Raw genomic sequence first — 22,554 nt, 5'->3', positions numbered from 1 at the left:
TTATCATCGTGCAAAATGTTGATGTCGCCATTGTAGGCGGCGGAATGGTAGGGCTGGCGCTGGCCTGTGGTTTACAGGGCAGTGGTCTGCGCGTGGCCGTGCTGGAGCAAAATCTGCCTCAGCCCGTTGCGCACGATGCGCCGCCGGAACTGCGCGTCTCAGCAATCAATGCCGCCAGCGAAAAACTACTGACGCGCCTTGGCGTCTGGTCAGATATCGTGGCGCAGCGTGCCAGCTGCTATCACGGAATGGAAGTGTGGGACAAAGACAGCTTTGGTCATATCGCGTTTGATGATGAAAGTATGGGCTATAGCCATCTGGGTCATATCATCGAAAATGCCGTCATTCACCATGCGTTATGGCAAAAAGCGCAATCCTGCAGCGATATCAACCTGATGGCGCCCGCGCAAATCCAGCAGGTGGCATGGGGCGAAAACGAAGCGTTTCTCACCCTGCAGAGCGGCGACATGCTCACCGCGCGGCTGGTGGTGGGCGCGGATGGCGCAAACTCGTGGCTGCGTAACAAGGCGGATATTCCCCTGACCTTCTGGGATTATCGTCATCATGCGCTGGTAGCAACCATCCGTACTGAAGAGCCGCACGGCGGCGTTGCGCGCCAGATTTTCCATAACGACGGTATTCTGGCATTTCTGCCGCTGAGTGATCCGCACCTGTGCTCGATCGTCTGGTCTCTGGTGCCGGAAAAAGCACAGCTGATGCGCGAGGCGACGCCAGAGGCGTTTAATCAGGCGCTATGCATGGCGTTTGATAACCGTCTTGGTCTGTGCACCCTTGAGAGCGAACGCCTGGTATTCCCGTTGACCGGCCGCTACGCGCGCCAGTTTGCGGCGCACCGTCTCGCGCTGGTGGGTGACGCGGCGCATACCATTCATCCGCTGGCCGGACAGGGAGTTAACCTTGGCTTTATGGATGCGGCAGAGCTGGTGAATGAGCTGCGCCGTCTGCACCGCGAAGGTAAAGACATCGGCCAGCATCTCTACCTGCGTCGCTACGAACGCAGCCGCAAGCACAGCGCGGCGGTGATGCTGGCAGGTATGCAGGGCTTCCGCGAGCTGTTTGCCGGGGCAAATCCGGCGAAAAAACTGCTGCGCGACATCGGCCTGAAACTGGCCGACACCCTTCCGGGCGTAAAACCTCAACTCCTTCGTCAGGCGATGGGTCTTAACGATCTTCCCGACTGGTTACGTTAATCTCGATCCCCGTCACACTTTATTTACCCGGCCTCTGCGCCGGGTAAATATCCTCGTTTGAAATAATCTAATTTCACGCCATTTTTCGCATTAGATAATCTAATCTGGCTATTTTTACGTTACGGAAATTTGGCCCGTTTTTCCGCATGAAATATCACCATGTGCTAAATATTGTTAGATCGTTGTTAATTTTATGCGGGTTGAATCGCATTTTACCAGTGAATAACTCTGTAGGCTTTTCAGCGTTTTTTGGTCATAAGCTAATGTGATGACCTGTTTTACCTTATGGTTAACCGTCGGTTTCGGTGGTAAGTTCAGGTAAAAGAGAACGTTTGCGTCGGTGCCGAATGACGGGGCCGATACCGGGATTCACGGTGAATTTTTCAACGAGGAAAAGATGGCTCAACAGACTCCTTTGTACGAACAACACGTGTTATGCGGTGCACGTATGGTGGACTTTCATGGCTGGATGATGCCGCTGCATTACGGCTCCCAGATTGATGAACACCACGCAGTGCGTACCGATGCCGGTATGTTCGACGTCTCCCACATGACAATTGTCGACCTGCGCGGTAGCCGCACCCGGGAGTTTTTGCGTTATCTGCTGGCAAACGACGTCGCAAAACTGAAGACGCCAGGTAAAGCGCTCTATACCGGCATGCTAAATGCCTCTGGCGGCGTGATTGACGACCTTATCGTCTACTACTTCACTGAAGATTTCTTCCGCCTCGTTGTAAACTCCGCCACCCGCGAAAAAGACCTCTCCTGGATTACCCAACACGCTGAACCGTATGCCATCGACATCACCGTCCGTGATGATCTGTCGCTGATCGCCGTGCAGGGGCCGAACGCGCAGGCGAAAGCCGCCACGCTGTTCAACAACGAGCAGCGTGAAGCCACTGCTGGTATGAAGCCGTTCTTCGGCGTGCAGGCGGGCGATCTGTTTATCGCCACCACCGGCTATACCGGTGAAGCGGGCTATGAAATTGCCATGCCGAATGAAAAAGCCGCCGACTTCTGGCGTGCGCTGGTGGAAGCGGGCGTCAAGCCAGCAGGACTGGGCGCGCGCGATACGCTGCGTCTGGAAGCGGGCATGAACCTTTATGGTCAGGAGATGGACGAAAGCGTCTCTCCACTGGCCGCTAACATGGGCTGGACCATCGCGTGGGAACCGGCTGACCGCGAATTTATTGGCCGTGAAGCGCTGGAGATGCAGCGCGAAAAAGGCACTGAACAGCTGGTTGGCCTGGTGATGAAGGAAAAAGGCGTGCTGCGCGGCGAACTGCCGGTACGTTTTACCGATGCAGACGGCAATCCGCGTGAAGGCGTGATCACCAGCGGTACCTTCTCCCCGACGCTGGGCTACAGTATTGCACTGGCACGCGTGCCGGCCGGCATTGGCGAAACGGCGGTGGTACAGATCCGCAACCGCGAAATGCCGGTCCACGTGACCAAACCGATTTTTGTTCGCGCCGGTAAGCCGGTCGCCTAATCATTTTTATCAGGAGAAATTCAATGAGCAATGTGCCAGCAGAACTGAAATACAGCAAAGAACACGAGTGGCTGCGCAAAGAGGCGGACGGCTCTTATACCGTTGGGATCACCGAGCACGCGCAAGAGCTGCTGGGCGACATGGTGTTTGTTGACCTGCCGGAAGTGGGCGCGACCGTTAGCGCGGGCGATGACTGCGCTGTCGCGGAATCTGTTAAGGCGGCATCCGATATCTATGCACCGGTGAGCGGCGAAATCATTGCCGTCAACGACGCGCTGAGCGACTCCCCGGAACTGGTCAACAGCGAACCGTATGAAGGCGGCTGGATCTTCAAGATCAAAGCCAGCGACGAATCACAGGTTGCTGCGCTGCTGGATGCCACCGCATACGAAGCCCTGTTAGAAGACGAGTAAGCCATTATCCCTCTCCCTTCGGGAGAGGACAGGGGTGAGGGTGCCCATCTTCCCCTCACCCTAACCCTCTCCCACAGGGAGAGGGAACTTATATTCACTGCACGTTTCAGGAACCATCGCTCATGACACAGACTTTAAGCCAGCTTGAAAACCGTGGCGCCTTCATTGAACGTCACATAGGGCCGGATGCTCAGCAACAGCAGGAGATGCTGAAGACAGTTGGCGCGGATTCATTAGACGCACTGATCGGCCAGATCGTGCCAAAAGACATCCAGCTTGCCACGCCACCACAGGTGGGCGAGGCGACGACTGAATTTGCTGCGCTGGCAGAATTAAAGGCCATTGCAGCCCTTAACAAGCGCTATAAGTCTTACATTGGCATGGGTTATACCAACGTGCAGTTACCGCCGGTGATCCTGCGCAACATGCTGGAAAACCCGGGCTGGTATACCGCGTATACCCCCTATCAGCCGGAAGTGTCCCAGGGCCGTCTGGAAGCGCTGTTGAACTTCCAGCAGGTGACCCTGGATCTGACCGGTCTCGACATCGCCTCTGCGTCTCTGCTGGATGAAGCGACCGCCGCGGCAGAAGCCATGGCGATGGCGAAACGCGTGAGCAAGCTGAAAAACGCCAACCGCTTCTTCGTGGCGACGGATGTTCATCCGCAGACGCTGGACGTGGTACGCACTCGTGCGGAAACCTTTGGCTTCGACGTGATTGTCGACGATGCCGACAAAGTACTGGATCACCAGGATGTCTTTGGCGTGCTGCTACAGCAGGTGGGCACCACCGGCGAAGTGCATGACTACAGCGCGCTGATGACCGATCTCAAATCCCGCAAAGTCGTTGTCAGCGTCGCCGCTGATTTGATGGCAATGGTACTGTTGACGGCGCCTGGCAAACAGGGTGCGGATATCGTCTTCGGCTCTGCGCAGCGCTTCGGCGTGCCAATGGGCTACGGCGGCCCGCACGCGGCATTCTTTGCGGCAAAAGATGAATTCAAACGCTCCATGCCTGGCCGTATTATCGGGGTGTCAAAAGACGCTGCCGGTAACACTGCGCTGCGCATGGCGATGCAGACGCGTGAGCAGCATATCCGCCGCGAGAAAGCGAACTCCAATATTTGTACCTCGCAGGTTCTGCTGGCTAACATTGCCAGCCTGTATGCGGTGTTCCACGGTCCGGTTGGCCTGAAACGCATCGCCAGCCGCATTCACCGTCTGGCCGATATTCTGGCCTGCGGTCTGCAGCAGAAAGGCCTCAAACTGCGTCACGCTCACTACTTCGACACCCTGTGTGTTGAAGTGGCGGACAAAGCGGCGGTGCTGGCGCGTGCTGATGCGGCGCAAATCAACCTGCGCAGCGACATCCATAACGCGGTCGGCATCACCCTCGATGAATCCACCACCCGTGTAGATATCGTCAACCTGTTTAACGTGTTGCTGGGCGACGCGCACGGTCTGGATATTGATACGCTGGACAAAGAGGTCGCGCTCGACAGCCGCTCAATTCAGGAAAGCATGCTGCGTAACGATGCGATCCTGACGCACCCGGTCTTTAACCGCTACCACAGCGAAACCGAGATGATGCGTTACATGCACTCTCTGGAGCGCAAGGATCTGGCGCTGAACCAGGCGATGATCCCGCTGGGTTCCTGCACCATGAAGCTGAACGCGGCGGCGGAGATGATCCCTATCACCTGGCCTGAGTTTGCCGAGCTGCACCCGTTCTGCCCTGCCGAACAGGCGGAAGGGTATCACCTGATGATCAACCAGCTCTCCGACTGGCTGGTGAAACTGACGGGTTACGATGCGCTCTGCATGCAGCCAAACTCTGGCGCGCAGGGTGAGTACGCCGGTCTGCTGGCGATCCGCCACTATCACGAGAGCCGTAACGAAGGCCACCGTGATATCTGCCTGATCCCAAGCTCTGCCCACGGCACCAACCCGGCCTCCGCCCAGATGGCGGGGATGGAAGTGGTCGTGGTGGCGTGCGATAAGAACGGCAACATTGACCTCGCTGACCTGCGTGCGAAAGCCGAACAGGCGGGCGATAAGCTCTCCTGCATCATGGTGACCTACCCGTCGACTCACGGCGTGTACGAAGAGACCATCCGTGAAGTATGTGAAGTGGTGCATCAGTTTGGCGGCCAGGTCTATCTCGACGGTGCGAACATGAATGCGCAGGTGGGCATCACCTCGCCGGGCTTCATCGGTGCGGACGTTTCGCACCTGAACCTGCATAAAACCTTCTGCATTCCGCACGGCGGTGGCGGCCCGGGTATGGGGCCAATCGGCGTGAAAGCGCACCTGGCACCGTTTGTTCCAGGCCATAGCGTGGTGCAGATCGAAGGGATGCTGACCCGTCAGGGCGCGGTGTCAGCGGCACCGTTTGGTAGCGCCTCTATCCTGCCAATCAGCTGGATGTACATCCGCATGATGGGCGCGGAAGGGCTGAAAAAGGCAAGCCAGGTGGCGATCCTGAACGCTAACTACATCGCGACCCGCCTCAAGTCGGCCTACCCGGTGCTCTACACCGGTCGTGATGGCCGCGTGGCGCACGAGTGCATTCTGGATATTCGTCCGCTGAAAGAGCAGACCGGCATTAGCGAGCTGGATATTGCCAAACGTCTTATCGACTATGGATTCCATGCGCCAACCATGTCGTTCCCGGTTGCGGGTACGCTGATGGTGGAGCCAACGGAGTCCGAGAGCAAAGCCGAGCTGGACCGCTTTATTGATGCGATGCTGGCCATCCGCATGGAGATCGACCGCGTGCAGGACGGCGAATGGACGCTGGAAGACAACCCGCTGGTCAATGCGCCGCACACGCAGCATGAAATGGTGGCGGAGTGGAATCACCGTTACAGCCGTGAACTGGCGGTCTTCCCGGCCGGTGTGGCAAACAAATACTGGCCAACCGTGAAACGTCTTGATGACGTCTACGGTGACCGTAATCTGTTCTGCTCCTGTGTACCGATGAGCGAATACCAGTAATCGTGTTGATGTAGTAACGTAGGCCGGGTATGGCGAAGCCGCCATACCCGGCTTTTTTATTGGGAGAAAAGAATGGGTATTGCACTTGTAACAGGCGCCAGCCGCGGTATCGGTAAAGCCACCGCGCTGCAGCTGGCAAACGAAGGCTACACCGTGGCGGTGAATTATCACCACAATATCAAGGCTGCGACGGACGTTATCAACCAGATCGTCGGGGCGGGCGGTAAAGCCTTTGCCCTGCGCGCGGATATCAGCGATGAAGCGCAGGTACTGGCGATGTTCGACAGTCTTGACCGAGAAGCTGAGCCGCTGACCGCGCTGGTGAATAACGCCGGGATCCTGTTTGAGCAATCCACCATCGAAAATCTTTCGGCTGAACGCATTAATCGCGTGCTGGCAACCAACGTCACGGGGTATTTCCTTTGCTGCCGTGAAGCGGTAAAGCGTATGTCGCACAAACATGGCGGTAAGGGTGGGGCGATTGTGAATGTCTCCTCCGCGGCGTCACGACTGGGCGCACCGGGTGAGTATGTGGATTACGCGGCGTCCAAAGGGGCGGTGGATTCACTGACAACCGGGTTAGCGCTGGAAGTGGCGGCGCAAGGTATCCGCGTTAACTGCGTGCGCCCTGGGCTTATCTATACCGACATCCATGCCGACGGTGGAGAGCCGGGACGTGTGGATCGCGTTAAGTCGTTGCTGCCGATGCAGCGCGGCGGCCAGCCTGAAGAGGTAGCCCAGGCGATTGTCTGGCTGCTGAGCGAGAAAGCGTCGTACGTGACGGGCAGTTTTATTGAGTTAGCGGGCGGGAAGTAAACCCCTTACCCTAACCCTCTCCCCAAAAGGGAGAGGGGATCAAGCGGAGCGCCGCCCGGCGTTACAGAGTTAAAGCGTCTCACCGTTACTGGCAATCACACCTTTATACCACTCGAAGCTTTTCTTACGGGAGCGCGACATGTCGCCCGTGCCGTCGTCGTGCTTGTTCACGTAGATAAAACCATAGCGCTTGCTGTACTGGCCGGTGGTGAACGACACGCAGTCGATACAGCCCCACGGCGTATAACCCATCAGGTCCACGCCATCGTGCGTCACGGCTTTGATCATCTCTTCCACGTGAGCGCGCAGATAGTCGATGCGGTAGTCGTCGTTAATGCTGCCATCTTCTTCCACTTTATCGTAGGCGCCAAAACCGTTCTCGACGATAAACAGCGGTTTCTGATAACGCTCGTATAGCTCACACAGAGAGTAGCGCAGACCCACAGGGTCAATCTGCCAGCCCCAGTCAGAGGCTTTCACATGCGGGTTGGGCACGCTGCCTTCAAAGCCTGAAATTGCATCGCCGGTACCGCCTTCTGCTTTGACGGCGTTAGTCATGTAATAGCTGAAACCTAAGTAGTCGCAGGTACCTTCACGCAGGATCTGCTCATCACCCGGCTCCATGTTAATGGTAAAACCACGGCGCTCCCACTCATTCAATACATAAGACGGGTAATAACCGCGCAGCTGAACGTCGGTAAAGACATAGCGTTCACGCATGGATTCCTGGGCAAACATCACGTCCTCCGGTTTACAGGAGAACGGATAGAGCGCCACCATCGCCAGCATACAGCCGACCTTCATTTCAGGGTTAATACGACGCGCAGCTTTCACCGCCAGGGCGCTGGCCACAAACTGATGATGCAGCACCTGGTACATGGTCTCTTCCGGGTTGTCGTGCTCGGTATAGACCACACCGGAGCAGCAGTAACCGAACAGCGGGGCACGCCAGTTACGCTGGTTGTTGATTTCGTTGAAGGTCATCCAGTATTTGACCTTGTTTTTGTAACGCTCGAAGACCACTTCCGCGAAACGGACAAAGAAATCGACCACTTTACGGTTGGTCCAGGCGCCATATTCCTGCACCAGGTGCAGCGGCATTTCGAAGTGGGAGAGGGTGATCACCGGCTCGATGTTGTACTTCAGCAACTCATCGAACAGATCGTCGTAAAACTTCAGCCCTTCTTCATTGGGCTGCGTTTCGTCACCTTTCGGGAAGATGCGCGTCCAGGCGATAGAGGTGCGGAAACATTTGAAGCCCATCTCGGCAAACAGCTTGATGTCTTCTTTGTAGTGGCCGTGAAAGTCGATGGCCTCGTGGTTTGGGTAGTATTTACCCGGTACCACTTCCTGGGTGATTTCACGGGGAACGCCATGCGCGCCACCGGTCAGCACGTCACAGATGCTCGGCCCTTTGCCGCCTTTGTTCCAGCCGCCTTCCACCTGGTGAGCAGCAACCGCGCCGCCCCATAAAAAATCTTTTGGTAAGGTTAATTTTTTCATCGTTGCTATTCTCAATTCATGACTTATTGGAATCGAGTCTACCAAAGCGACATTAAATGTCACGATATAACAATTTGCCTGAATTGTAATTTGTTACATGCAAAAAACAGGATGTTTTATTCTGTTAATTTCTTCGCCAGTTTACGCCCGAGCGACTCCAGAATATAAATAACGGGGATTTGGGTGGTGATATCATACACGCCTGCAATACGCGTCTGGGGAACATGCCAGGAGAGATTAAAATCGGCCAGTTTTGCCAGCCGCGAATGCTCATGGCTGGTAATGGAAAGTACCTTGCAGTGATGCAGGCTGAACTGGCTGGCGAAGCGCAGGATCTCTTCCGTTTCACCGGATACCGACAGTACAATCGCCAGCGCATTTTTGGCCATATCATTGGTCACCGGGAAATAAGGATCGTCGATATGGTTGCTGAATTTACCGATATTAGAAAAGAAGCGTGCACCATATTTTGCCAGCGAGCCTGAGGTCCCTGCGCCGACAAAGATAATTCGCTCGGACGATAATATTATCTCCACCGCTTCATCTAATAATGTATCGAACTCTTCATTATTAACGCTTTTAAAGAAGCTGATAATTTCACTGGCACCAAAATTTATCTGCTGAGGCTCATTCTGCTCCAGATAGAGCTTAAAGCGTACGCGAAATTCAGAGTAGCCTTCGCAGTTGAGTTTGCGGCAAAAGCGCAGGATAGTGGTGGTGGAGACACCCGCCGCGTCCGCCAGTTCGCGGATAGTCATGTACATCACTTTGTCACGATTTTTGATGACATAGTTGTAGACCATCATCTCCAGATTATTGAGACTGGCAATGGCGGCGTGGGTGAACATACTCACAGTGGCATAACTCTCATTCAGACTTCATTGGCCCATCATAACATGCAGCCACAGGGCAGGATCCATTTTTATGCCTTTGATTCATAATGATTAAATTTTAATGTGAACAAATGTAAGGTGAAACTGTTTTTTATATCTATGATTTTTATATATAAATTATGGATTGAAATTATTTTAGCTAACAGGTGTTCACTGGAATCATTCTCAGTTAGCATAGTCATGCGATGAATAATCATCTTTCGTTTTCCCGGAGTTTTGTATGGTGAGCAGACCATTAATCGCACAGGGATATTCACTGGCTGAGGAAGTAGCCAACAGCATCAGCCACGGCATTGGCCTGGTGTTTGGGATTGTCGGTTTAGTGTTATTACTGGTGCAGGCGGTGGACACCAACGCCAGTGCCATGGCCATTACCAGCTACAGCCTGTATGGCGGGAGTATGATCCTGCTGTTTCTGGCGTCGACGCTGTATCACGCCATTCCGCATCAGCGGGCAAAGATATGGCTCAAAAAATTTGACCACTGCGCTATCTATCTTCTTATTGCAGGCACCTACACGCCATTCCTGCTGGTGGGGTTGAACTCACCGCTGTCGCGTGGCCTGATGATTGTGATCTGGAGCCTGGCACTGCTGGGGATCCTCTTTAAGCTGACCATTGCGCACCGGTTTAAGGTGCTGTCGCTGGTGACCTACCTGACGATGGGCTGGCTGTCGCTGATAGTGGTTTATCAGCTGGCGATTAAGCTGGCGGTAGGGGGCGTGACCCTGCTTGCCGTAGGCGGCGTGGTCTACTCGTTGGGCGTCATTTTCTATGTCTGCAAGCGCATCCCTTATAACCATGCTATCTGGCACGGCTTTGTACTTGGGGGCAGCGTGTGTCACTTCCTGGCCATTTATTTGTATGTGGGGCAGGTGTAGTTTTTACATCTTGCGGCCTGTTGCCCTCACCCTAACCCTCTCCCACAGCGAGAGGGAGAACACTAAAACCGTAGGCCCGGTAAGCGCAGCGCCACCGGGCGATACAGCATCACTCTTCCAGTGAATACGGCAGCGGCTCAATACTCAAGGTATTGGCATCATCACGCACGCGGAACACGCTGTCGGCTTCCATGTCGTTGTTCATCACTGCCTGCACCAGCAGACGGCCATCATCCAGCTGAACGGCGGCTAACACGGTGCCGGTACGGCGCCAGTTTTCACCCATCTTCAGTTCTAAATCTTCACCCGCTTCCGGTACACGGCTGGCGTGACCCGCCAGTGTCCACAGCGCGCGCTTATTCGCGCCGCGGAATTTTGCCCGCGCGACCATCTCCTGGCCGGTGTAACAGCCTTTTTTAAAGCTGATGCCGCCCAGCGCCTGCAGGTTGGTCGCCTGCGGAATAAACTGCGCGCTGTTGGCCGCGTCAATCACCGGCAGACCCGCTTCAATGTTCAGTGCCAGCCACTGCTGGCTGTTATTGAACTGGGCTTCACCGCGCAGGGCCTCAGTAACGCGCTCGGCGGTCGCGGCGTCGGTCACCAGCAGGAAACGCTCTGCAGGGTGTTCAAACCACAGGATGGAGGTCTCACCTTCGCTAACCAGCTGTTTTTCTGCATCCGGCAGTTCGTTGAACAGGTTTTTCAGCGCGGCACGCGCCTGAAAACCGGCCACGCCCAGCAGCACGTGCTCGTCATCTGGCGCAATGGTGACTTTAGAAAAGACCGCGTATTTCTTCAGCTCTTTAAGCTGGTCATCACGCAGGCTGCGGCGCTCAATAAAGGCAAAGCCATCCTGACGGCGGAACAGACGCAGGTTGCTCCACATTTTGCCTTTTGGATCGCAATGCGCAGCCAGCAGGTGCTGATGTTCGGTCATCTGGCTCACGTCTGCCGTGACCTGGCCCTGAAGGTATTTTTCGGCGTCGGCACCAACGAGTGTGGCCAGTGCCCAGTCATCAAGAGAAATAAGCGTCAGCGGCAGACGCGCAGAGGCGGCGGGCTGGCGAGGAGAAAATGGTGTAAATGCCATAACGGTATCCTGAATTGCTTAACGCTTTGATAATGCCTAATGGTAAAAGAGACTACAGCCATTGCAAGCGCTTTCAGCAGGCCATTCGTGCCATAACGCAGCAATGCGTAGCGCCACGCAAAATAGTGTAATCCGCTGTCTTTATAGGGGTTATTCTGGAAGCCCACTTCAGCTACGCAATATTCCAGTAAAGAAACGGTCAAAAACACGTTACACTAGCGAGTGTCCCCGCAGAGAAATAAAGAAGACTGAACGGGGTACCGACTGTGCCAAACGTAATGCAGGAAACAGAACATGGATATTAACAACAAGGCCCGTATTCACTGGGCATGCCGACGCGGCATGCGTGAACTTGATATCTCCATCATGCCTTTCTTCGAATATGAGTATGACAGCTTAAGCGATGAGGATAAGCGTCTGTTTGTTCGCCTGCTTGAGTCTGACGATCCCGATTTATTCAACTGGCTGATGAACCACGGCAAGCCCGCCGACACCGAGTTGCAACGGATGGTGCAATTAATTCAAACACGGAATCGGGAACGTGGTCCTGTGGCAATCTGATCTTCGCGTCTCGTGGCGCTCGCAGTGGATGTCGTTATTGCTCCACGGCCTGGTCGCGGCATTTGTTTTACTGATGCCGTGGCCGCTTAGCTATACGCCGCTGTGGCTGTTGTTGCTGTCGTTCGTCGTTTTTGACAGCGTGCGCAGCCAGCGCCGGATCAATGCCCGCCAGGGTGAGATCAAATTACTGATGGACTCCCGCCTGCGCTGGCAGGGTAAAGAGTGGGATATCCTCGGTATGCCCTGGATGCTCAGTTCCGGCATGATGCTACGGTTACGCCAGGTGGGCGGCGGTAAGTGCCAGCATCTGTGGCTGGCCGCCGACAGTATGGATATTGCGGAGTGGCGGGAACTGCGCCGGATGCTACTGCAGCAGCAACCGACGCAGGAATAATACGCGTTAACTGAACTTCTCGGCCATTTCGCCCAGAATCTGTTCGCACCAGGTTTGCAGACGCTCGTCGCTCAGATCGTACTGGTTGGTTTCATCCAGCGCGAGCCCGACAAACAGCTGGCCGTCTGCGATAATCGGTTTTTTACTGGTGAATTCGTAACCTTCCGTTGGCCAGTAGCCGATAAACGTGACGCCCTTCGGTGCCAGCTTATCGTGCAGCATGCCGAGAGCATCCAGGAACCATTCCCCGTAACCGAACTGGTCGCCCATACCGTACATGGCAATGATTTTGCCGTCGAGGTTGAGCGTATCGAGCTGATCCCAGATGGCTTCCCAGTCTTCCTGTATCTCACCGAAATCCCAGGTCGGGATGCCGAGGATCAATACGTCGTACTGCTCCATCAGCGTGAGCGCATCGTCCTTCAGGTTATGCAACGTCACCAGTTCCGGGCCAATGATGTCGCGAATTTTCTCTGCCGCCATTTCGGTGTAGCAGGTGCTGGAACCATAAAACAGACCAATATTCATCGCGTATCTATCTCAATTCTTGCTATGACTTTGCGCGTAGTGTACCAGAAACCGCTCGCAATCAGGCATAATGCCCGGATTGCAGAATCAAAGGGGCTGATGTGGAAAAGGATCTCGCACTCATCGAACAGTTTCTCGACGCGCTGTGGCTGGAGAAAAACCTGGCCCAAAATACGCTGAGCGCCTATCGGCGGGACCTCACCATGCTGGTGGAGTGGCTGGCACACCGGGGACTGTCGCTGGAGAGCGCACAAAGCGACGACCTGCAGGCGCTGCTGGGCGAGCGTATGGAGGGGGGCTACAAAGCCACCAGCTCTGCGCGTCTGCTCAGTGCAATGCGTCGACTGTTCCAGCATCTCTACCGTGAGAAAATTCGCGCGGACGATCCCAGCGCCCTCCTGGCATCGCCTAAACTCCCGCAGCGGCTACCGAAAGATCTCAGCGAAGCACAAGTTGAGAGATTATTACAATCACCGGCTGTTGACCTGCCGCTGGAGTTACGCGATAAAGCCATGCTTGAGCTATTGTATGCTACCGGCTTGCGCGTTTCGGAACTGGTTGGCCTGACGATGAGCGACATCAGCTTGCGTCAGGGCGTGGTTCGTGTGATCGGTAAAGGGAACAAGGAACGGCTGGTCCCGCTGGGAGAAGAGGCGGTGTACTGGCTGGAAACGTATCTGGAGCACGGTCGTCCGTGGTTGCTGAACGGCGTTTCTATCGATGTCTTGTTCCCCAGCCAGCGTGCGCAGCAGATGACGCGGCAAACGTTCTGGCATCGCATCAAGCATTACGCCACACTGGCGGGCATTGACAGCGAAAAGCTGTCGCCGCACGTGTTGCGGCATGCCTTTGCGACACATCTGCTGAACCACGGCGCCGATCTGCGCGTGGTGCAGATGCTGCTGGGACACAGCGATCTTTCCACGACGCAAATTTACACCCATGTCGCGACGGAACGCCTGCGGCAGCTACACCAACAGCACCACCCTCGCGCGTGAGTGCCGACGAATTGTTACAGGATCTTATATGAAAAAGTCTTTTGAGCTGTTCACCCTGCTGGCAGCCTCTTTTACCGGTTTTGCCCATGCGGATGACGCCGCTATCAAACAGTCGCTGACGAAACTCGGCGTAACCAGCAGCGATATTCAGCCTGCGCCGGTGGCGGGGATGAAAACCGTTTTAACCAACAGCGGCGTGCTGTACGTGACCGAAGATGGCAAACACATTATTCAGGGGCCGATGTACGACGTAAGCGGCGCGCAGCCGGTGAACGTGACCAACCAGCTGCTGATGAAAAACCTGAATGCGCTCGAAAAAGAGATGATCGTTTATAAGGCGGCGCAGGAAAAACACGTTATAACCGTCTTTACCGACATCACCTGTGGCTACTGCCACAAGCTGCATGAAGAGATGAAAGATTACAACGCACTGGGTATTACCGTGCGTTACCTGGCTTTCCCTCGCGCGGGTGTGCAGAGCCAGCCTGAGCAGGACATGAAGGCCATCTGGTGTGCAAAAGATCGTAACAAAGCGTTTGATGACGCGATGAACGGTAAGGGTGTGCAGCCGGCTTCCTGTGATATTGATATTGCCAACCACTACGCGCTGGGCGTGCAGTTTGGTGTGACCGGTACGCCAGCCATTGTCTTAAGCAACGGCTACGTTGTCCCGGGCTATCAGGGGCCAAAAGAGATGAAAGAGTTCCTCGACGCGCACCAGAAACAGTTTGGTGGTAAATAATCCGCGTGAAAGCCCCAATAAAATTGCGCCGCCGCGACGCGGTTGAACAGGTTGATTTGCCAGCCGATCTTCCGCCGCTGTTAAAGCGGCTCTACGCCAGCCGCGGCGTGCGGAGTGCAGGCGATCTTGAGCGCAGCGTCAAAGGGATGCTGCCCTGGCAGCAGCTGAACGGCATCGAAAAAGCCACTGAAATGCTCTACAACGCGCTTCGTGAAGGCACGCGCATTGTGGTGGTGGGGGATTTCGATGCCGACGGCGCCACCAGCACCGCGCTGAGCGTGCTCAGCCTGCGCGCGCTGGGCTGCGAAAACGTCACCTATCTGGTGCCTAACCGCTTTGAAGATGGTTATGGCCTTAGCCCGGAAGTGGTCGATCAGGCACATGCCCGCGGCGCGCAGATGATCCTGACCGTAGATAACGGGATCTCCTCCCATGCGGGTGTCGATCACGCGCATCAGTTGGGGATCCCGGTGCTGGTTACCGATCACCACCTGCCGGGTGAAACGCTGCCGGCCGCTGAGGCCATTATTAACCCGAACCTGCGCGACTGCGATTTCCCGTCGAAATCACTGGCGGGCGTGGGGGTGGCGTTTTATCTGATGCTGGCGCTGCGTACTCTGCTGCGGGATAAAGGCTGGTTCGAGTCCCGCGGGATCGCCGTGCCCAATCTGGCCGAGTATCTCGATCTTGTTGCGCTCGGCACCGTGGCGGACGTGGTACCGCTCGATACCAATAACCGTATCCTCACCTGGCAAGGGTTAAGCCGCATTCGTGCGGGCAAGTGTCGTCCGGGTATTAAGGCGCTGCTGGAGATTGCGAACCGCGATCCGCTCAAGCTCGCCGCCAGCGATTTGGGCTTTGCCCTCGGCCCGCGCCTGAACGCGGCTGGCAGGCTGGACGATATGTCCGTCGGCGTCGCGCTGCTGCTGTGCGATAACATTGGTGAAGCGCGCGTGCTGGCGAATGAACTGGATGCGCTGAACCAGACCCGCAAAGAGATCGAACAGGGAATGCAGGCTGAAGCACTAACCCTGTGTGAAAAGCTTGAACGCAGCGGTGAAACATTGCCGGGCGGGCTGGCGATGTACCACCCTGAATGGCATCAGGGGGTGGTGGGCATTCTGGCGTCGCGTATTAAAGAGCGTTTCCACCGTCCGGTGATTGCATTTGCGCCCGCAGGCGATGGCACGCTGAAGGGCTCCGGTCGTTCGATTCAGGGGCTGCACATGCGCGATGCGCTGGAGCGTCTGGATACGCTCTACCCGGGCCTGATGCTCAAATTCGGTGGTCACGCGATGGCGGCAGGCTTGTCGCTGGAAGAGGCGAAATTCGACGAGTTTCAGCGTCTGTTTGGCGAACTGGTGACTGACTGGATCGACCCGGCTCTGCTGCAGGGGGAAGTGATTTCCGACGGTGAGCTCGCACCGATGGAGATGACCATGGAAGTGGCGCAAATGCTACGCGATGCAGGCCCGTGGGGACAGATGTTCCCGGAGCCACTGTTCGATGGCCGCTTCCGTCTGCTGCAACAGCGCATCGTGGGCGAACGTCACTTGAAAGTGATGGTGGAACCGGTGGGCGGCGGCCCGCTGTTGGATGGTATTGCCTTTAACGTCGATACCACTGTCTGGCCGGACAATGGCGTACGCGAGGTCGAACTGGCCTACAAACTGGATATCAACGAGTTTCGCGGTAACCGCTCCCTTCAAATCATCATCGACAATATCTGGCCAATTTAGCGGCAGTAATCTCTATAAAAAAGGGCGTGGATTCGGTACAATCCCGCTCTTATCACCGCATTTTGACAAGTCCATAAAAGAAAACAGATCATGTTTGAAATTAATCCGGTAAAAAACCGTATTCAGGACCTCACGGAGCGCTCTGACGTTCTTAGGGGGTATCTTTGACTACGATGCCAAGAAAGAGCGTCTTGAAGAAGTAAACGCCGAGCTGGAACAGCCGGACGTCTGGAACGAGCCTGAACGCGCGCAGGCGCTGGGTAAAGAGCGTTCCTCTCTCGAAGCTATCGTAGATACGCTGGATCAAATGGCTCAGGGGCTGGAAGACGTTTCCGGTTTGCTGGAGCTGGCTGTAGAAGCCGACGACGAAGAAACCTTTAACGAAGCTGTGGCAGAGCTCGACGTGCTGGAAGAGAAGCTGGCGCAGCTTGAGTTCCGTCGTATGTTCTCCGGCGAATACGATAGCGCTGACTGCTATCTCGATATCCAGGCAGGTTCTGGCGGTACTGAAGCGCAGGACTGGGCCAGCATGCTGATGCGCATGTATCTGCGCTGGGCTGAAGCGCGTGGCTTCAAAACCGAGATTATCGAAGAGTCTGAAGGCGAAGTGGCTGGCATTAAGTCCGTCACCATCAAGATCATTGGTGACTACGCCTACGGCTGGCTGCGTACCGAAACCGGCGTTCACCGCCTGGTACGTAAGAGCCCGTTCGACTCCGGTGGTCGTCGTCATACCTCATTCAGCTCCGCGTTTGTTTACCCCGAAGTTGACGAAGATATCGATATCGAAATCAACCCGGCAGATCTGCGTATCGACGTTTACCGCGCATCTGGCGCGGGTGGACAGCACGTTAACCGTACGGAATCAGCGGTACGTATTACCCACATTCCAACCGGGCTGGTAACACAGTGCCAGAACGACCGTTCCCAGCATAAGAACAAAGACCAGGCCATGAAGCAGATGAAAGCGAAGCTTTATGAGCTGGAGATGCAGAAGAAAAATGCTGAGAAACAGGCGATGGAAGACAACAAGTCTGATATCGGCTGGGGCAGCCAGATCCGTTCTTACGTCCTTGATGACTCCCGCATCAAAGACCTGCGTACCGGGGTTGAAACCCGTAACACGCAGGCGGTGCTGGACGGCAGCCTGGACCAATTTATCGAAGCAAGTTTGAAAGCAGGGTTATGAGGAACCAACATGTCTGAACAACAAGCACAGGGCGCTGACGCGGTAGTCGATCTTAACAACGAACTGAAAACCCGCCGCGAGAAGCTGGCAGCGCTGCGTGAGCAGGGCGTGCCGTTCCCGAACGATTTTCGTCGTGACCACACCTCAGACCAACTGCACGCTGACTTCGACGCTAAAGAAAACGAAGAGCTGGAAGCGCTGAACATCGAAGTGGCCGTTGCGGGCCGTATGATGACCCGTCGTATCATGGGTAAAGCCTCTTTCGTTACCCTGCAGGACGTGGGCGGCCGCATTCAGCTGTACGTTTCCCGTGACGATCTGCCAGAAGGCATCTACAACGAGCAGTTCAAGAAGTGGGACCTGGGCGATATCCTGGGCGCGAAAGGTAAACTGTTCAAAACCAAGACCGGTGAACTGTCTATCCACTGCACCGAACTGCGTCTGTTGACCAAAGCCCTGCGCCCGCTGCCGGACAAATTCCACGGCCTGCAGGATCAGGAAGCGCGCTACCGCCAGCGTTATCTGGACCTCATCTCTAACGATGAGTCCCGCAAAACCTTCAAAATTCGCTCCCAGATCATGGCCGGTATCCGCCAGTTCATGGTTAACCGCGACTTTATGGAAGTGGAAACCCCAATGATGCAGGTGATCCCAGGCGGTGCTTCCGCACGTCCGTTCATCACCCATCACAACGCCCTGGACCTGGACATGTACCTGCGTATCGCGCCGGAACTGTACCTGAAGCGTCTGGTGGTAGGTGGGTTCGATCGCGTGTTCGAAATCAACCGTAACTTCCGTAACGAAGGCATCTCCGTGCGTCATAACCCAGAGTTCACCATGATGGAACTCTATATGGCGTATGCAGATTATAAAGATCTGATTGAGCTGACCGAATCCCTGTTCCGCACCCTGGCGCAGGACATTCTGGGCACCACGCAGGTACCTTACGGTGAAGAAGTGTTCGACTTCGGCAAGCCGTTCGAAAAACTGACCATGCGCGAAGCCATCAAGAAATACCGTCCGGAAACCAACATGGCGGATCTGGATAACTTCGATTCTGCAAAAGCGATCGCTGAAAGCATCGGTATTAAAGTGGAGAAGAGCTGGGGTCTGGGCCGTATCGTGACCGAGATCTTTGAAGAAGTGGCAGAAGCGCACCTGATTCAGCCGACCTTCATCACTGAATACCCGGCTGAAGTGTCCCCGCTGGCGCGTCGTAATGACGAGAATCCGGAGATCACTGACCGCTTTGAATTCTTCATCGGTGGCCGTGAAATCGGCAACGGCTTTAGCGAGCTGAACGATGCAGAAGATCAGGCGCAGCGCTTCCAGGATCAGGTTGACGCAAAAGCGGCAGGCGACGACGAAGCGATGTTCTTCGACGAAGACTACGTGACGGCGCTGGAGCACGGCCTGCCACCAACGGCGGGTCTGGGTATTGGTATCGACCGTATGGTAATGCTGTTCACCAACAGCCACACCATCCGCGACGTGATCCTGTTCCCGGCGATGCGTCCGGTTAAATAACGTCTGCAGATCGTAAAAAGCCCCGTGCGATAGTCGCCGGGGCTTTTTTATTTGGCGGCGAAGGCCCGCAGTTTTTCGCGTGCCGCCGTCGCCTCCATCACCATCCAGGGGCTAAAGGCCCACGGTGTGGCATCCAGAGCCTGGAACAACGCGTCCAGATCAACCCATTCGTATGCCATCACTTCATCACTGTTGATCGTCAGCGCATTCGTGATCCTGGCGGCAAAGACCGGACAAATCTCATTTTCGACGATCCCGGAAGGATCGGTTTCACAGTAGCGAAACTCAGCGGCGACAGGGGTGATCCCGGTAATTTCGGCTCCCACTTCATAGCGGCAGCGGCGCACAATGGCCTGATCAATCGCTTCACCAGATTGCGGATGGCCGCAGACTGAGTTCGTCCAGACGCCCGGCCAGGCTTTTTTGCTTAATGCGCGACGGGTGATAAGACACTCCCCTTTGGCATTAAAGAGCCAGGAAGAGAACGCCAGATGGAGTGGGGTATGGGAGGTATGTGCAGCGTATTTTTCCTGAGTGCCAATCACCATTCCCTGGTCATTTACCAAAATAACGTGTTCTTGAATACTCATTGATGCTCCAGTGCTAACCATGCGGATGGTTCAGCACCACCAGCGATGTCATTATACTGCATTCCGGTACGAACGGTTTGTTCCACAGAGCGGAAAAGGGCTGACCCATATCTGTTTGGGCTGGTATTATAGGGCGCCATTCACGCTGACCGAGGATCTGTTTTGTTTGCAGGAAGCCTGACGAGAAACCCCATCACTGCCGTGTTCTGCCTGATGCTGACGCTATTACTGGCAGGCTGTTCAGGGAGTAAATCTTCGGATATGGGCAGCTATTCCGGCGCGGTCTATACCGTGAAGCGCGGGGATACGCTGTACCGGATTTCGCGCGCGACGGGGACCAGCGTAAAGGAGCTGGCGCGTCTGAATAATATCTCTCCGCCATATACCATCGAAGTGGGGCAGAAGCTGAAGGTTAATGGCGGTTCATCTTCGGGCAAAAAATCGTCGTCGAAAGGCAAAACCGCCAAAGTGACGCCATCCTATGCGGTGCCGCAATCCTCCTGGCCCCCTGTCGGACAGCGCTGCTGGATTTGGCCGGCCAGCGGGAAAGTTGTGCTGCCATACTCCTTATCTGAAGGCGGCAATAAGGGAATCGATATTGCAGCCGCGCGCGGTACGCCGGTTTATGCCTCCGGGGCAGGGAAGGTCGTGTACGTGGGCAACCAGCTGCGCGGTTACGGTAATCTGATCATGATTAAGCATGGTGAAGACTACATCACGGCTTATGCGCATAACGACACAATGCTGGTTAATAACGGTCAGAACGTGAAGGCGGGGCAGAAGATCGCCACCATGGGAAGCACGGGGACGGATACGGTGAAGCTGCACTTCCAGATCCGTTATAAGGCCACCGCCATCGACCCGCAGCGTTATCTTCCGGCACAGGGCAGTAAGCCGAAGTGCTAAGTGATTATTTTATCGCCATTTAGTTGCGAAGAGGCTTGTATGAAGAGGCGTAAGGTCTATAATGCTTTACGCACCTCAAAGCGGGCGTAGTTCAATGGTAGAACGAGAGCTTCCCAAGCTCTATACGAGGGTTCGATTCCCTTCGCCCGCTCCAGATCTCTCCCCTTGTGGAGAAGCCTTAAAAGCCTTCTCTGTCAGCACATTAAATAGTTACCTATTGGGTCTATCGTTGTGATCCGCCCTTGGTCACTGTCACGCTACGTTACATGGTGAGATGGCAGTATTACTCAGTGTTGGCGGCAGTTGCATTCTCACACCGCGATAGCAAAACGTGAAGAAAAATCCCACCCAGACATCGTTATGTCATCGACAGATTGATCACATGCATTAAAGCCTGAAGTGCGGCCTTATGAGCTACGTAAACAGGTTTATGGTGATAACTGTACCTACAAACGACATGTAGGCTCTATCTGGGTTTCGCTCACGCTCCTAACGGTTAACGAGCACCTTGATAATGTGTGATCCCACTGACAGTCTGAAGAAGTCGCTCCGCTTGTTGCTGTCCACTAACGGGGCTTTATGGTTGCTATTGTCCAAAATCTATTGGCTACTCATTTTATGTACTCTTGATAACGTGCGATTAATCCTAACCACTCAAGGGCGAGCATGGCTATCGGGGACAGACAGATTCAAGTTGAATCACCTGAGGAAAAGTTTGAGCGCTTGCACCGTCACTGCATTTGATGAATGGCTGATGCTCGTGTATAGACTATTTCGACTCATGATTTTACGATGTAGATAAATCACACAAGGAGGGGTTTATGAGCGCACAGGCAGAAGAAGGAACATTACGCCGGATGACGTTAGGCGAGATAGCAATGGCTCGTAGGGTGTTCGGTGATTCGATAGTGTATAGCCGTGTCTGGATTCATTGCGACAGTTATTTACCATTCGGACTACAAAAACAAAATTACGCGATGACTCCAAACGGGGAGTTATGGTACAGAAAGTCGATGTACAGGGCAGACTTTTCAGCAAACTCGGTTTTCATAGAAGATAAATATGTTTTCATCCATGAACTGGGGCATGTCTGGCAACACCAACACGGGCAATGGGTGAGAATGCGGGGAGCTTTTAGCTGGGCTGCTGAATATACCTACAGGCTGGATAAAAAAAAGCTCACTGATTACTCTCTTGAACAGCAAGCTTCTATTTTAGCTGATTACTGGTTACTGCTGGTTTATGGGATCAGTAAGTGGTCTTACTATCAGAGACCAGGGCGCATGGGGATGTACAGGGGCGTAGATTTGTTGCAGGATGTACCTTCGCTTTACCAGAAAATCGTAACAGGGAAGGGGCGTTAAACATGAAGAACAAAATGTTGTTGGGTGTTGTATTCATCTTGACGGGATGCCCTGGGCCTGGTGATCGAATGGTAGATCGTGAATCTACAACGGCATTTATTAAAGATAATCAAGTTTGTGTGGTGTCACCACTGGAGCCGCAGGAACGGATTACTGCTATTCAAATCAACAGTGATACAAGCGACTCTCTTCATAAGATTTTCGATGACAAGCCTGTTTATGTTCCGAAGGGTGAGTGTCTTCCTGTTTTCGGATTTAAGTTTACACCTGGGAAGCGGTATAACTTCGCGTATGATGTCCAATCTGATAAGTCAGAATCACATTTAGTCACTGCCGAACTTTCTTATCCTTAAGAATAGGGGGCAGACTGCCCCCTTATATTCATTTCAACGCACGTACGTGATCAAGCAACCGTTTAATGCACGTATATCTTTCTTAGATTGGTTGATGGACTGACTCCATTCCCGTAGACAATTCCTGACCTCACGATATTCAGTGCCCTCTGGTCGGCTCGCTTGTATGCCGATGAGCGAAGCTTACAGACAGCCGTCCGGCCTGTAATCTCGCCTCGCGCCAACCTTAATTAACCAGACAGGTCTTGTATCGTTTAGCGATATATCCGCCGTACAATAACCGTGCCTGACCTGCCCCCACGATTAGATACAACACTCAGTTAGTAACGTCGGAATCTTCATTCTCAGAATGACCCTTTCTCCAGCCCG

21 protein-coding genes and 1 tRNA gene are annotated in these 22,554 nt (G+C 54.5%); 17 read left to right on the top strand and 5 right to left on the bottom strand.

Annotation, left to right across the window (positions count from 1 at the left end):
* Positions 1–8 precede the first annotated feature (8 nt).
* The 5 genes from ubiI (at position 9) to AX755_RS04435 (ending at position 6,928) form a co-directional block, all read left to right on the top strand.
* Positions 9–1,211, top strand: a complete 1,203-nt coding sequence (gene ubiI / locus AX755_RS04455; protein WP_013098624.1) for an FAD-dependent 2-octaprenylphenol hydroxylase — start codon at positions 9–11, stop codon at positions 1,209–1,211.
* Between the two features lie 397 nt (positions 1,212–1,608).
* Positions 1,609–2,703, top strand: a complete 1,095-nt coding sequence (gene gcvT / locus AX755_RS04450) for a glycine cleavage system aminomethyltransferase GcvT (protein WP_028028158.1) — start codon at positions 1,609–1,611, stop codon at positions 2,701–2,703.
* 23 nt (positions 2,704–2,726) lie between these two features.
* Positions 2,727–3,116 carry a glycine cleavage system protein GcvH gene (gene gcvH, locus AX755_RS04445; RefSeq protein ID WP_013098622.1) on the top strand — a complete coding sequence of 130 codons (390 nt, stop codon included), beginning with the start codon at positions 2,727–2,729 and terminating at the stop codon, positions 3,114–3,116.
* Between the two features lie 122 nt (positions 3,117–3,238).
* On the top strand, positions 3,239–6,112 hold the full coding sequence (gene gcvP, locus AX755_RS04440; protein WP_062856362.1) for an aminomethyl-transferring glycine dehydrogenase: 2,874 nt from the start codon (positions 3,239–3,241) through the stop codon (positions 6,110–6,112).
* A 72-nt stretch (positions 6,113–6,184) separates the two neighbouring features.
* Positions 6,185–6,928, top strand: a complete 744-nt coding sequence (locus AX755_RS04435; protein ID WP_013098620.1) for an SDR family oxidoreductase — start codon at positions 6,185–6,187, stop codon at positions 6,926–6,928.
* A 69-nt stretch (positions 6,929–6,997) separates the two neighbouring features.
* Here the strand turns inward: AX755_RS04435 and AX755_RS04430 are convergent, their stop codons facing one another.
* Together AX755_RS04430 and AX755_RS04425 are read right to left on the bottom strand one after the other, a co-directional pair.
* Positions 6,998–8,431, bottom strand: coding sequence for a 6-phospho-beta-glucosidase (locus tag AX755_RS04430; protein WP_020687084.1), 1,434 nt, complete (start codon positions 8,429–8,431; stop codon positions 6,998–7,000).
* A gap of 116 nt (positions 8,432–8,547) precedes the next feature.
* The gene (locus tag AX755_RS04425; protein ID WP_020687085.1) at positions 8,548–9,279 is read right to left on the bottom strand and encodes a MurR/RpiR family transcriptional regulator; all 732 of its coding nucleotides are present in this window, start codon (positions 9,277–9,279) and stop codon (positions 8,548–8,550) included.
* Positions 9,280–9,544: 265 nt separating this feature from the next.
* Between AX755_RS04425 and trhA the strand changes: the two genes are divergently transcribed.
* Positions 9,545–10,204 (top strand): PAQR family membrane homeostasis protein TrhA, encoded by a 660-nt coding sequence (trhA, locus tag AX755_RS04415; RefSeq protein ID WP_003863433.1) that lies wholly within the window; start codon positions 9,545–9,547, stop codon positions 10,202–10,204.
* Positions 10,205–10,313: 109 nt separating this feature from the next.
* On the opposite strand, the gene ygfZ is transcribed toward trhA, so the two are convergent.
* The gene (gene ygfZ / locus AX755_RS04410; RefSeq protein WP_023620448.1) at positions 10,314–11,294 is read right to left on the bottom strand and encodes a tRNA-modifying protein YgfZ; all 981 of its coding nucleotides are present in this window, start codon (positions 11,292–11,294) and stop codon (positions 10,314–10,316) included.
* A 294-nt stretch (positions 11,295–11,588) separates the two neighbouring features.
* Between ygfZ and sdhE the strand changes: the two genes are divergently transcribed.
* Both sdhE and AX755_RS04400 read left to right on the top strand, forming a co-directional pair.
* The gene (gene sdhE, locus AX755_RS04405; protein ID WP_013098615.1) at positions 11,589–11,855 is read left to right on the top strand and encodes an FAD assembly factor SdhE; all 267 of its coding nucleotides are present in this window, start codon (positions 11,589–11,591) and stop codon (positions 11,853–11,855) included.
* Positions 11,836–12,249, top strand: coding sequence for a protein YgfX (locus tag AX755_RS04400; RefSeq protein ID WP_023620447.1), 414 nt, complete (start codon positions 11,836–11,838; stop codon positions 12,247–12,249). The genes sdhE and AX755_RS04400 overlap by 20 nt, the downstream gene beginning before the upstream one ends.
* Before the next feature lie 6 nt (positions 12,250–12,255).
* Here AX755_RS04400 and fldB read toward each other — a convergent pair whose 3' ends face one another.
* Positions 12,256–12,777 carry a flavodoxin FldB gene (gene fldB / locus AX755_RS04395; RefSeq protein WP_013098613.1) on the bottom strand — a complete coding sequence of 174 codons (522 nt, stop codon included), beginning with the start codon at positions 12,775–12,777 and terminating at the stop codon, positions 12,256–12,258.
* 101 nt (positions 12,778–12,878) lie between these two features.
* On the opposite strand from fldB, the gene xerD reads away from it, so the two are divergent.
* The 5 genes from xerD to lysS all read left to right on the top strand — a co-directional run bounded on the left by xerD (position 12,879) and on the right by lysS (position 18,972).
* Positions 12,879–13,775 (top strand): site-specific tyrosine recombinase XerD, encoded by an 897-nt coding sequence (gene xerD, locus AX755_RS04390; protein ID WP_013098612.1) that lies wholly within the window; start codon positions 12,879–12,881, stop codon positions 13,773–13,775.
* A 28-nt stretch (positions 13,776–13,803) separates the two neighbouring features.
* The gene (dsbC, locus tag AX755_RS04385; RefSeq protein ID WP_062856361.1) at positions 13,804–14,517 is read left to right on the top strand and encodes a bifunctional protein-disulfide isomerase/oxidoreductase DsbC; all 714 of its coding nucleotides are present in this window, start codon (positions 13,804–13,806) and stop codon (positions 14,515–14,517) included.
* A gap of 5 nt (positions 14,518–14,522) precedes the next feature.
* Positions 14,523–16,256, top strand: a complete 1,734-nt coding sequence (gene recJ / locus AX755_RS04380; protein ID WP_045902722.1) for a single-stranded-DNA-specific exonuclease RecJ — start codon at positions 14,523–14,525, stop codon at positions 16,254–16,256.
* Between the two features lie 90 nt (positions 16,257–16,346).
* Positions 16,347–17,445, top strand: a protein-coding gene (gene prfB, locus AX755_RS04375) for a peptide chain release factor 2 (protein ID WP_095908218.1) whose coding sequence is annotated in 2 segments (ribosomal slippage) — positions 16,347–16,421 and positions 16,423–17,445 — 1,098 coding nt in all. Because the reading frame shifts where the segments join, the coding sequence is not laid out codon by codon here.
* 9 nt (positions 17,446–17,454) lie between these two features.
* Positions 17,455–18,972, top strand: coding sequence for a lysine--tRNA ligase (lysS, locus tag AX755_RS04370; protein WP_013098608.1), 1,518 nt, complete (start codon positions 17,455–17,457; stop codon positions 18,970–18,972).
* Positions 18,973–19,019: 47 nt separating this feature from the next.
* Here lysS and idi read toward each other — a convergent pair whose 3' ends face one another.
* Positions 19,020–19,562, bottom strand: a complete 543-nt coding sequence (gene idi, locus AX755_RS04365) for an isopentenyl-diphosphate Delta-isomerase (RefSeq protein WP_013098607.1) — start codon at positions 19,560–19,562, stop codon at positions 19,020–19,022.
* A gap of 162 nt (positions 19,563–19,724) precedes the next feature.
* On the opposite strand from idi, the gene actS reads away from it, so the two are divergent.
* From actS to AX755_RS04345, 4 genes are all read left to right on the top strand, one after another.
* Positions 19,725–20,468, top strand: coding sequence for an amidase activator ActS (actS, locus tag AX755_RS04360; protein ID WP_013098606.1), 744 nt, complete (start codon positions 19,725–19,727; stop codon positions 20,466–20,468).
* Between the two features lie 80 nt (positions 20,469–20,548).
* A tRNA-Gly gene (locus AX755_RS04355) sits at positions 20,549–20,622 on the top strand.
* Positions 20,623–21,289: 667 nt separating this feature from the next.
* On the top strand, positions 21,290–21,832 hold the full coding sequence (locus AX755_RS04350; protein ID WP_040021677.1) for a hypothetical protein: 543 nt from the start codon (positions 21,290–21,292) through the stop codon (positions 21,830–21,832).
* A gap of 2 nt (positions 21,833–21,834) precedes the next feature.
* Positions 21,835–22,185, top strand: coding sequence for a putative T6SS immunity periplasmic lipoprotein (locus AX755_RS04345; RefSeq protein ID WP_045902724.1), 351 nt, complete (start codon positions 21,835–21,837; stop codon positions 22,183–22,185).
* Positions 22,186–22,554 lie beyond the last annotated feature (369 nt).

Origin of the sequence: Enterobacter sp. SENG-6, assembly GCF_001605945.1 — a bacterium.
Taxonomy (GTDB): Bacteria; Pseudomonadota; Gammaproteobacteria; order Enterobacterales; family Enterobacteriaceae; genus Enterobacter; species Enterobacter cloacae.
This window is presented reverse-complemented; position numbering and strand designations above follow the sequence as displayed.

Bases quoted from the DNA above. Each gene is read 5' to 3' on its own strand.
- dsbC (WP_062856361.1), top strand. From the start codon at position 13,804: ATGAAAAAGTCTTTTGAGCTGTTCACCCTGCTGGCAGCCTCTTTTACC.
- fldB (WP_013098613.1), bottom strand. From the start codon at position 12,777: ATGAATATTGGTCTGTTTTATGGTTCCAGCACCTGCTACACCGAAATG.
- ygfZ (WP_023620448.1), bottom strand. From the start codon at position 11,294: ATGGCATTTACACCATTTTCTCCTCGCCAGCCCGCCGCCTCTGCGCGT.
- AX755_RS04350 (WP_040021677.1), top strand. From the start codon at position 21,290: ATGAGCGCACAGGCAGAAGAAGGAACATTACGCCGGATGACGTTAGGC.
- gcvP (WP_062856362.1), top strand. From the start codon at position 3,239: ATGACACAGACTTTAAGCCAGCTTGAAAACCGTGGCGCCTTCATTGAA.
- AX755_RS04435 (WP_013098620.1), top strand. From the start codon at position 6,185: ATGGGTATTGCACTTGTAACAGGCGCCAGCCGCGGTATCGGTAAAGCC.
- gcvH (WP_013098622.1), top strand. From the start codon at position 2,727: ATGAGCAATGTGCCAGCAGAACTGAAATACAGCAAAGAACACGAGTGG.
- AX755_RS04425 (WP_020687085.1), bottom strand. From the start codon at position 9,279: ATGTTCACCCACGCCGCCATTGCCAGTCTCAATAATCTGGAGATGATG.
- gcvT (WP_028028158.1), top strand. From the start codon at position 1,609: ATGGCTCAACAGACTCCTTTGTACGAACAACACGTGTTATGCGGTGCA.
- AX755_RS04430 (WP_020687084.1), bottom strand. From the start codon at position 8,431: ATGAAAAAATTAACCTTACCAAAAGATTTTTTATGGGGCGGCGCGGTT.
- lysS (WP_013098608.1), top strand. From the start codon at position 17,455: ATGTCTGAACAACAAGCACAGGGCGCTGACGCGGTAGTCGATCTTAAC.
- AX755_RS04345 (WP_045902724.1), top strand. From the start codon at position 21,835: ATGAAGAACAAAATGTTGTTGGGTGTTGTATTCATCTTGACGGGATGC.
- sdhE (WP_013098615.1), top strand. From the start codon at position 11,589: ATGGATATTAACAACAAGGCCCGTATTCACTGGGCATGCCGACGCGGC.
- idi (WP_013098607.1), bottom strand. From the start codon at position 19,562: ATGAGTATTCAAGAACACGTTATTTTGGTAAATGACCAGGGAATGGTG.
- trhA (WP_003863433.1), top strand. From the start codon at position 9,545: ATGGTGAGCAGACCATTAATCGCACAGGGATATTCACTGGCTGAGGAA.